This window comes from Neoroseomonas lacus (assembly GCF_014644535.1).
In the GTDB taxonomy this organism is placed as follows: domain Bacteria; phylum Pseudomonadota; class Alphaproteobacteria; order Acetobacterales; family Acetobacteraceae; genus Neoroseomonas; species Neoroseomonas lacus.
This window is the reverse complement of the sequence record NZ_BMKW01000022.1, coordinates 49,391-59,326: the sequence shown is the minus strand read 5'-3', so window position 1 is coordinate 59,326 and position 9,936 is coordinate 49,391. Positions and strand designations below refer to the sequence as shown.

The 9,936-nt window shown below is 66.2% G+C and carries 8 protein-coding genes, 2 pseudogenes and 1 other annotated feature; of the genes and pseudogenes, 6 read left to right on the top strand and 4 right to left on the bottom strand.

Annotation, left to right across the window (positions count from 1 at the left end):
• Nucleotides 1-404: pseudogene (locus IEY36_RS28420) on the top strand (hypothetical protein); the annotation flags it as partial.
• Nucleotides 405-893: 489 nt separating this feature from the next.
• On the opposite strand, the gene IEY36_RS28415 reads toward IEY36_RS28420, so the two are convergent.
• The 4 genes and pseudogenes from IEY36_RS28415 to IEY36_RS28400 all read right to left on the bottom strand — a co-directional run bounded on the left by IEY36_RS28415 (nt 894) and on the right by IEY36_RS28400 (nt 5,257).
• Nucleotides 894-1,106: a HEAT repeat domain-containing protein gene (locus tag IEY36_RS28415; RefSeq protein WP_188973353.1), complete on the bottom strand. Its 213-nt coding sequence runs from the start codon at nt 1,104-1,106 to the stop codon at nt 894-896.
• A gap of 97 nt (nt 1,107-1,203) precedes the next feature.
• Nucleotides 1,204-2,144 (bottom strand): annotated as a pseudogene (locus IEY36_RS28410) (IS3 family transposase); the annotation flags it as partial.
• Nucleotides 1,739-1,860: a sequence feature (AL1L pseudoknot), on the bottom strand. Its footprint overlaps the pseudogene before it by 122 nt.
• Nucleotides 2,145-2,202: 58 nt before the next feature.
• Nucleotides 2,203-2,883, bottom strand: coding sequence for a Fe2+-dependent dioxygenase (locus IEY36_RS28405; protein ID WP_188973351.1), 681 nt, complete (start codon nt 2,881-2,883; stop codon nt 2,203-2,205).
• Between the two features lie 133 nt (nt 2,884-3,016).
• Complete coding sequence (locus tag IEY36_RS28400; protein WP_188973349.1) at nt 3,017-5,257, bottom strand: TonB-dependent receptor; 2,241 nt, start codon at nt 5,255-5,257, stop codon at nt 3,017-3,019.
• A 229-nt stretch (nt 5,258-5,486) separates the two neighbouring features.
• On the opposite strand from IEY36_RS28400, the gene IEY36_RS28395 reads away from it, so the two are divergent.
• From IEY36_RS28395 to IEY36_RS28375, 5 genes are all read left to right on the top strand, one after another.
• Nucleotides 5,487-6,584 (top strand): alpha-hydroxy acid oxidase, encoded by a 1,098-nt coding sequence (locus IEY36_RS28395; protein ID WP_188973347.1) that lies wholly within the window; start codon nt 5,487-5,489, stop codon nt 6,582-6,584.
• 270 nt (nt 6,585-6,854) lie between these two features.
• Nucleotides 6,855-7,535 carry a PepSY-associated TM helix domain-containing protein gene (locus IEY36_RS28390; protein ID WP_188973345.1) on the top strand — a complete coding sequence of 227 codons (681 nt, stop codon included), beginning with the start codon at nt 6,855-6,857 and terminating at the stop codon, nt 7,533-7,535.
• Between the two features lie 12 nt (nt 7,536-7,547).
• Nucleotides 7,548-8,072 carry a DUF2271 domain-containing protein gene (locus IEY36_RS28385; RefSeq protein ID WP_188973343.1) on the top strand — a complete coding sequence of 175 codons (525 nt, stop codon included), beginning with the start codon at nt 7,548-7,550 and terminating at the stop codon, nt 8,070-8,072.
• Nucleotides 8,073-8,088: 16 nt separating this feature from the next.
• The gene (locus IEY36_RS28380; RefSeq protein WP_229681658.1) at nt 8,089-8,895 is read left to right on the top strand and encodes a DUF4198 domain-containing protein; all 807 of its coding nucleotides are present in this window, start codon (nt 8,089-8,091) and stop codon (nt 8,893-8,895) included.
• Between the two features lie 97 nt (nt 8,896-8,992).
• Nucleotides 8,993-9,931, top strand: coding sequence for an FAD:protein FMN transferase (locus IEY36_RS28375; protein WP_229681657.1), 939 nt, complete (start codon nt 8,993-8,995; stop codon nt 9,929-9,931).
• The last annotated feature ends 5 nt before the right edge of the window (nt 9,932-9,936 follow it).

Genomic DNA, 9,936 nt, shown 5'->3' with positions numbered 1-9,936 from the left:
ACTCTCCTGGGGGTTACGATGAGCCAGAAATCCTCCGTTCCTCAACGCCGCCGTTCTGTCTCAAGGGTGCTGACGCCGGACAGGTCGTCAAAGAGGCACCGGCGTTGTTCTGCGGCTCTCCAGCGCTGCCAGCCGGGCAGCGGGAGTTCGCGGCGGAGGTGCCGCGGGATCTACCGAGCTTGGCACCCGGGGCGACCAGCCTGATCGACGTCACCGTCAACGGCGCGCGTCAGGGCGACCTCGCCGACGCGGCGCTGGCGTCGTCGACGCGCTTCATCGAGCTCGACGCCGCGGCATGGTCGAACAACACCGTGCGCGTCATGGCGCGGAACATCTCGGCAGCGACGTTCGACCTGGCGGCGGTGATGCTGTCGGTAGGGGTGGCGAAGCGGCGAGTCCCCTGACGGTGATCCGCAAAGAACATCTCCACAGGGAGCGGGTGCGCCGCGCAACCTCGCACCCCCTCCGCCTTACCTCCCGGCATGCCGTGGCAAATATGTGGCTGGCCCTATGACGGCCGGCCTGGTGGGCACTAGCGGGTCCGCCGCCATCCCCACCACCGCCCTCGATCTGCCCCTCGTGCAGCGTCTCCGGCGGTCCCCGCATTTTTCGCTCCGGATCCCATGCCTCGAGATAACAGCCAGAGCAAGCGAGGAAGCACTCTGCGAAGACAGCGGAATAGTTGGGGTTTCGGGCTGCCTTCCGGACTGCACACACGATCCCCAACGCCTCTCCCTGTCATCTAAGCCCGCAGAGGGAAAAGCACCGGGCATGTCGGTACCGAACTCCGTCCTTCGGACCGTCGGACGCCGAGCATAGGCTCGACCCCCGCTAGCTAACGGTTCTCCCGCAGCCAAGCCAGGACCTGCGCAGGGGCCTTCCCGATGTCCTCGCTAGGGTCGGCGCGCGGCGGCCTCGAGGAAGGGAATGGCTGCTTCTCCGAGTATGCCGGCAATGACCGACGCGGCTGCCTCGCTCACCGCCTCGTCGGGATCGCTGATTGCCAGGGCGACATGAGGGGCGGCTGCCGCGGCCCTTTCGCCCAGCTTCTCTAGGGTCTGCAGGATCCGCAGGCGCACCCACCTATTGGTGTCAGTCAGTGCCACAATGAGAGCCGGCAACGAGGCTACGGCCAGGACCCCCGACAGAACGAAAGGCAAGGGCAGACTCCTCGCGCATCGAGTCCGCCGGCTCGCTGAGGGCCTCGCTGTGATGCACGAGGCCGTCGCGATGCAGCGGGCGCCGCTCGTGCAGGGCCTGTTCCAGCGCATCCAGCACGAAGCCCGTATGCGTGGTCCGCGACACGCGCCATCCGACGATCCACCGCGCATAGGCGTCGATGACAAAGGCGACGTAGGCGAGCCCTGACCAGGTCGCGACATAGGTGAAGTCGGAGACCCACAGCACGTTCGGGCGCGGTGCCTTGAACTGCCGGTTGACGTGATCCAGCGGGCAAGGGGCGGTCTTGTCGCTGATCGTGGTCCTGACCGGCTTGCCGCGGATCACGCCCTGCAGGCCCATGCCGCGCATCAGACGCGCAACAGTGCAGCGCGCCAGGTCCTGCCCTTCGCGCTTCAGCTGCCGCCAGACCTTGCGCACGCCGTAGACGCGGAAGTTCTCCTCGAACACGCGCTCGATCTCGGGCATCAGCGCGGCATCGCGCCTGGCCCGGGCCGGCAGCTGCGCCGGATCACGCCGCCGGGCTGCCTGCGCGCGATAGGTCGATGCGGCGATCGGCAGGACCTTGCAGATCGGCCTTGATCCGCTTTGCGGCTCAAGCCCATAAACCCCACGATGATCATCAATGAAGCCGATCATGGCTTGAACCGGCGATCGAGCTCCGCCTGGGCAAAATACGCCGACGCCTTGCGCAGGATCTCGTTCGCCTGCCGCAGCTCGCGGTTCTCACGCTCCAGGGCCTTGAGCCGTGCCGCCATCTCCGTCGTCGGTCCAGTCCTGCGACCCGCATCTCGCTCGACCTGTTTCACCCACGCGTTCAGCGTCTGGCCCGTGCAGCCGATCTTCACCGCGATCGAGAGGATCGTCGCCCAGCGCGACGGGTGCTGCGTCTCATGCTCCAGCACCATCCGTACCGCCCGTTCGCGAACCTCAGGCGAGAACTTATTCGTCGTCCTGCTCGTCATCGCTCCAGCCTCTCAGGAGTCGGAGCCTCCGACAAACCCGGGGCGGTTCATGCCCCCATTACAGGTTGCACCACATCCGCATCAGGTTGTGGTAGCAGGTCGTAAGGCCGAGCACGCTCGCATGGTCATCCGCTACGATCATTCGCATCTGAATGATCGACATGTCCATCTCGAAGAGAAGCCGGCGCTTCCGGTCATCCTCGATCATAGACTGAGTCCAGAAGAAGGACGCCCAGCGGCTGCCACGCGTTACCGGGTTGACCCTATGCAGGCTGGTCCCCGGATAGACCACCATGTCGCCGGCCGGCAGTTTCACGGGCTGCGCGCCGTAGGTGTCCTCGATGACGAGTTCGCCGCCGTCATAGTCTTCCGGCGGCGTGAGAAACAATGTCGATGAAACGTCCGTGCGAAGGCGGCCACCGCCGGGAACGCTGCGGATCGCGTTGTCGACATGGGTATTGAAGGTCATGCCCACGTCGTACCGGTTGAACATGGGTGGATAGACGCGCAGCGGCATGGTTGCCGACGTGAACATCGGGTTGCGGCCAAGGGCCTGCAGGACGATCCCACCCAGGTCGCGCGCCGTCGCTGACCCTTCGGGAACCTGGAGGTTGTGCTTGGCCTTCGCGGCCTGCTCACCGGCTGTGCCGCGGCCATCCACCCAATCCGCCGCATCAAGCCGCTGCCGACACAGGGAGACTTCTTCGGCCGTGAGGAGTTCTGGAATGTGAACAAGCATGCTGATTCTCCGTCGGCGATGCCCGCCTTGGCGCCGGCAGCGCCAGTTCATTCGGGCAAGGTATGACAAGGAAGGGGCCGGTCAGAACCGGCTGGATCCCGACAGCCCCGTCACTTCGTGCTGGCCCGGCGTATCAGAAGCTGGTCGCGACCGTCATGGTGACCCCACGCCCCGGGCCCATCACGGCACGGTTGCCGAATAGTGAGACGTAGTTGCGATTGTCGGTCAGGTTGTAGCCGTTGATCCGGAGCGTCAATTGGTCGTTGATGCGATGTGAGACGAAGGCATCGAGCGAGAAGGTATAGGGTACCTCATTTGTGTTCGCCGCGTTCAGATAGGCCGAACTGCTGTAGGTGAAGCCGCCACCGAGCGTGACGTTCCAGGGTGTACCCTGGTTGAACTCATAGCTCGTCCACAGCGTAGCGGCATGTTCCGGTACATAAACGACCCGCTTGCCGACATTGGCCGGCGTCAGTGAACTGGTGGTCTCGCTGTTCATGTAGCTGTAGCGCGCATTCACCAGCCAGGCCGGCGTGACGCGCCCTGTCGCGCCGAGGTCGACGCCGCGCACCCGCTGCTGATCACCCGAGGAGAAGACGGTGCCTGTGGCAGGATCGGTCTCAGTCGCGTTGTTCTTCTCGATCTGATAGACGGACGCGCTAAGGCCGAGGCGTCCTTCCAGGACGCTGGCCCGACCGCCGACCTCGAAGATGGTGTTCTGTTCGGGCTCGAGATTCGAGTTGTTCGCACTGGCCTGTCCGGGCTGGGTGGTCCAGTTGGAGCCGGGCGCGAAGGTGGACTGCGCATAGGAGAAGTAGACCGTGTATTCCGGCGTCGGTTCCCAGATGATTGACGCCCGCGGGTCTACGAAGCTGTTGTCGGCGTTGAATTCGGTGACCGGGTTGGTGCCGCCGAACTGCTGGTAGTCGGATTGTTGGCGCGTCCAGCGCAGGCCGCCGAGGACGGAAATCTCGGGCGTCAACCACACGCGATCGCTGGCGAAGGCGGCGAACTGGGTTGTCTGCGAACGCCGGTTCGCATTGGCCGCGATGCTCGGCGTATAGGCGAAGTCGAGGTTGTTGTTCGGCGCAAGTAGGTTGCCACGATAATTGGTGCGGTCGGTGCCGTAGACATAGCCGTCGCGCTCGAAATCCTCGTACCAGACGTCAAGGCCGAGCGTTGCCTCATGCCGCAGTGACCAGGTGTTGAAGCGCGCCACCGCGCTGGTGATGTTCTGCACGCCCCAGGTCTGCGACGTATAGGGCGAGCCCGCGCCGCTGAAGGCGTATTGTGGCACGCCTCCACCATTGAACAGTCGGCCAGCGCAGGTCGCGTCGCAGGACACGATGGAATAGCTGAAGTCGCGCTCCTGAATGCCGAGACGAGTATCGTTATAGACTGTCAGCCACTCATTCGCACGGTGCTGCAGGCGCGCCGTCACGCGATTGACCGTGGATTGGTCGCGATCGGTGTGGTTGCTGCCGTACCAGGTGGCCCGGCTGACACCGTATTCCGTGACCGGACGGCCGACGATGCTGCCAGGCCGCGCCACCACTGGGATGCCGCCATCGGTCGGCTCGTCGTAGCGGTAATAGAGGTATTCGAGGGTCAGCGTCGTATCGGTGCCTAGGCCGAAGGCGATGGACGGCGCGATGCCCCAGCGCTCACCGGTCGGCATGTGCCGGTCCACCAGCCGCTGCTGCTGGTACATCACGTTCAGGCGCAGCGCCGTGGTCTCGCCGATCTGGTAGTTCGCGTCGGCGGTGCCGCGCAGCATCCAGTTCATGCCGCCCGTCACGTCCATGTTGAGCGCATTGCCCAGATGCGGCGTGCGGCTGGTGACGTTGATGATGCCGCCCGCAGAGCCGGACCCGAAATTCACACCCGACGGGCCAAGAATCGCCTGCACTTCCTCGAAGGTGAATGCATCGCGGCGGAAGCTGCCGAAGTCGCGCATGCCGTCGACGTAAAGGTCATTCTGCGAGTTGAAGCCCCGGATACGCAACTGGTCGCCGGCAACGCCGCCATTGCCCTCCCCGGCCGAGGAGGTGATGCCGGGCACGTTGCGCAGTGCTTCGCCAAGCGTTGTGACATTCTGCTGGCGCATCACCTCCTGCGGAACGACCTGGATCGTCTGCGGGATGTCTTGGATTCGACCGGGAATACGCCCGAGTCCGGTCGTGCCTTCAAGCGTGTTCTCCGGCCGCGCGCCGTCGACGCTGATCTGCGGAAGGCTCACCGCGCCGGCGGCCTGGCCCGGTTCGCTGCTTTGGGCGCCGGCGGGTGCGGCGGCGGTGATGGCGAAGCCCGCAGCAAGGCTCGCGCCGAAGGCTGTTCTCGAAAGCGCGGCGCGAAGCGTCGACGGATTGTTCACGTTGATGGTCTCCCGGCGGCTTGCGCCGTGTCAGCATTGAGGTCGTGACACAATATGCGATTGCGAGTCATTATCAATCTGGAGATTAACGATCGGTGACCCAGCGATACCGACCGCAGCGCGGGTGGCATTTCGGCAACAGACTCCGGGCGCGGTGTGCGAACCGGTTCGCCGTCTGCCACCGCGTCGGGGCCCGCTAGGATGCCGCGCGCAATGCGAGGTGAGGACGATGCCGAGCGCCTATGCCATTCCCCCGGACGTGACATGTCTGGCCGACTACGAGGAACACGCCCGCGGCCGGCTCTCACCGGCGGCCTGGGCCTACATCGCCGGCGCCGCTGCGGACGGCCTGACCATGCGCCGGAACCGTACCGCCTACGATTCGATACAGCTCACCAGCCGCGTGTTGAACAACCTCGGCGGCGGCAGCACGCGCCTCCATCTGTTCGGGGCAGACTTTGATTTCCCGGTTCTTCTGGCACCAGTCGCTCACCACGGTCTGGCCTGCGCTGCCGCGGAAGTCGCCACCAGTATCGGGGCCACGGCGGCCGGCTCCGGCCTCGTCGTCAGCACCGAGGCCGATACGGCCATCGAGGACATCGCGGCCGCGACCAACGGGCCCTTCTGGTTTCAGCTCTACATCCAGCACGACCGCGCCTTCACCCACGCACTGGTCGCGCGGGCCGAACGGGCCGGGGCGAAGGCGATCGTCGTCACTGTGGATGCACCGGTCGCCGGGATTCGCAATCAGGAGCAGCGGGCCGGAATCACGCCCGGCAGCCTTGGCGAGGCCGTCAATCTCCGCGGCCTCCGGCCCGGTCCGGTCGCCCAGGCTCCTCTGGGCGCCAGCCTGCTCTTCGACGGGTTCCTAACAAATGCCGCCCGCTGGGAGGACATCGCCCGACTGCGCGCTGCAACGCGCCTGCCGCTGCTGATCAAGGGCATCATGGCCATCGAGGATGCTGAGCGGGCGATCGGGGAGGGCGCCGACGGTATCGTCGTGTCCAACCATGGTGGCCGCGTGCTCGACACCCTGCCCCCCACGATCGAGGCGTTGCCCAGCATCGCAGCGGTAGTGAAGGGGCGCGTCCCGATCCTGGTCGATGGCGGCATCCGTCGTGGCACCGATGTGATCAAGGCGCTCGCGCTCGGTGCGACGGCCGTGATGATCGGTCGCCCCTACATGTTTGCTCTTGCCGTGGCCGGTCCTGCCGGCGTCGCGCACGCCTTGCATCTATTGCGGATCGAATTCGAAATGGCGATGGCCCTGACGGGCTGCGCAACTCTCAAGGACATCGGCAGCCAGGCGATCTGGCATCGAACCTGAGGGCGGTGGCGCGCAAATGGCCCGGGTGAAGTCTGGAGCGCGCCAGCCGAAGCCCGAACGCGACGCGCACGACGGCAGCCGACACGGGCGGGGGCGCCAAGTGCGAGACATTGTACTTGCAACTGCCTCGCACTTGCGATTAGGTGCAGCCGTCCCCTAATGCATTTGAACGTGGCGGCCCCTACCCATGCGATCGCCTTCCGGAGCATTCGGCCTCCGTGTCTCCCGCGCGACGGGCACGCCTGTCCTGTGCCTGCGGATCGCGCGGCGATGACGCGTGCCGCCTTCTCGCCGCCGGATGGGTCGGCCGTTGACGCCGTGCTGCCGGCGCGTCGCGCCATTCTCGGTGGCCGCGGCTTCTGGCTGAAGCACCTGCATCGCTGGCACTGGATCAGCGCGGCCGTCAGCCTGATCGGGATGGTTCTGTTCGCCGCCACGGGCATCACGCTCAACCATGCCGGCGACATTGAGAGCGTGCCGCGGGTCACGACGCGCTCCGCGACCTTGACGCCGGAATTGCTGGTGGGTCTGCCGGCATTCAACGGTGATGGGAAACACTCGATGTCTCGGGAACTGCGCAGCTGGATCGGGGCGACTTTCGGTGTCAGTGCCGGTGACCGCCTCGCCGAATGGTCGGCCGATGAGGTGTACCTGCCTCTGCCGCGACCGGGCGGCGACGGCTGGCTGACAATCGAACGCGAATCCGGCCTTGTCACGCTCGAGGTCACGACGCGCGGCTGGGTCTCTTACCTCAACGACCTGCACAAGGGCCGCAACGCCGGTGCTGCCTGGAGCTGGTTCATCGACATCTTCGCCGGTGCCTGCCTGGTCTTCTGCCTCACAGGGCTCGTGCTTCTCCAGTTCCACGCTCGTACGCGACCAGCCACCTGGCCACTGGTCGGCGTTGGCCTGGTGGCACCGCTGGTACTGGCGATCTTGTTCATCCACTGACCGAGGACCTTCATGCGCATCGCCTCCTCCCTGGCCCTCCTGGGCCTCGCGACGGCACCCGTCACGGCGGCAAGGGCCGCCCCCGAGATGGCGGTGACCGTCGAGGTGCCGCAGCTTTCGGTCGCCGAATACCACCGCCCCTACGTGGCGATCTGGGTGGAGCGGCCCGATCAGCAGGCGGCCGCGAATCTCTCTGTCTGGTACGACGCGGGCATGCGCAATCGGGAAGGGGAAAAGTGGCTGAAGGACATGCGGCAATGGTGGCGCCGCACGGGCCGGACGCTGCAGATGCCGGTCGATGGCGTGACCGGCGCGACGCGCGCGCCGGGCCGCCACACGCTGCGCTTCGATGCCACGCGCACGGCGCTCTCGGGCCTCGAACCGGGCCAGTACAACCTTGTCGTGGAAGCGGCGCGCGAAGTCGGCGGCCGCGAACTCCTGCGCGTGCCGTTCCAATGGCCCCCGACGGCACCACACAGCGGCGTTGCACAAGGTGAGAACGAACTCGGCACCATCACCGTTCAGATCACACCGTGACATGAAGGAGAGTCGCATGACCATCCGCTCGCTGCAGCGCCTGGCGCTCGCCGCCATGCTGGTTGTCCCGGTCAGCGCGGTTGCGCACCGGGCCTGGATGCTGCCCTCGGCCACCGTGCTGTCGGGCGACGATCCCTGGATCACGGTAGATGCCGCCGTCTCCAACGATCTCTTCTACTTCGAACATTTCCCGATGCCGCTCGAAGGGCTGACGGTCATGACGCCAGACGGGTCCGCCGCGGAGACGGTGAACCAGTCGCGCGGGCGCTACCGCAGCACCTTTGACGTGCGGCTGACCGTACCCGGCACCTATCGCATCGCCGTCACCGGCGAGGGATTCAACGCTTCCTGGCGAGCCAACGGGCAGACGCGGCGCTGGCGCGGCACACGTGACGCCTTCGCCCGCGAGGTGCCGACCGATGCCGAGGGGCTGCGCGTCAGCCTCGGCCAACGACGCGTCGAATTCTTCGTCACCCGCGGCGCACCGACGGACCGCGTCCTGCAGCCGCTGAATGAAGGTCTGGAAGTGGTGCCCGTAACCCACCCCAATGACCTGGTCGGCGGCGAGCAGGCGCGGTTCCGCCTTATGCTGGACGGTAAGCCGGCCAGTGGTGTCGAAGTCGCCGTCGTGCCCGGCGGCAATCGCTACCGCGACCAACTCGGCGAGATGAAGATCCGCACCGACGAGGATGGCAGCTTCGCCGTTACCTGGCCCGGACCCGGCATGTACTGGCTGAGCGCCTCGGTCCGGGATAGCAATTCCGGCATGCCGAACGTGCAGCGCAACGCCAGCTACGTCGCGACGCTCGAGGTGCTGCCGTGATGGTCGGCATGGCGAGGCCGGCGCGACGCTGACGCGGCCAGACGTGCATCGGGTCCTGATACCGACGGCGTTCGCGCCGCCATCGCCGCCGCGTGGCATGCCAATCCTGGCGCTGAAGGGCGAGACGATGGGCACGAGTTGGTCTGTGCGCTGCGCCGCGGGTGCCGACGGTGATGGTCTGCGCGCAGAGATCGAGCGGTGCCTTGATCGCGTGAATGCGGAAATGAGTGGTTGGCGTGCGGGCTCCTACCTTTGCCGCTTCAACCGCTTGCCCGCCGGCGGCTCGTTGCGGCTGCCGACGGGGTTCCGCAGTGTGCTTGAAGCCGCGCTGGCGACCGCCAAGGCGACAGCGGGCGCCTTTGACCCGACAGTAGGTCCGCTGGTCGATCTGTGGGGATTCGGTGCCACGCCAACCATCCATGAAGGTCCGCCACCGAGCACCGGGATTGCCGCCGCGCTCCGCCGGGTCGGCTGGCGGCAGTTGGAATTCGATAGCGCCGACGGCGGCCTGCACCAGCCAGGCGGCGTTGCGCTCGACCTCAGCGGCATTGCCAAGGGCTATGCCGTGGACCTCGTCGCGAGGGCACTCGAAGCTGCTGGTGTCAACTCCTACCTCATCGAGGTCGGTGGCGAGTTGCGCGGGTGTGGCGTCAAGCCGGACGGAGCGCCGTGGTGGGTCGCGCTGGAATCCCCGGTTGCGAAGAGCGCGCCTGCCTACCTTGTGGCACTGCACGATCTCGCCATCGCCACTTCCGGCGACTACCGGCGCTACTTTCGGCATGGCGGCATACAGTACGGCCATACACTCGACCCGCGCAGCGGTTGGCCGATCCCGCCTTGCATCGCCGCCGTCACGGTTCTGCATCGCCATTGCATGCAGGCCGATGCCTTGGCGACGGCGTTGGCCGTGCTGGGCCTGCCGGCGGGGCTTGAACATGCAACCCGCCACGGCATCGCGGCCCTCATCGTGTCGCGGGATGGTGCCGGAGGTTGCACGGATCACCTCTCCCCGGCGCTCGCCGCGATGCTCGGCTAATCACG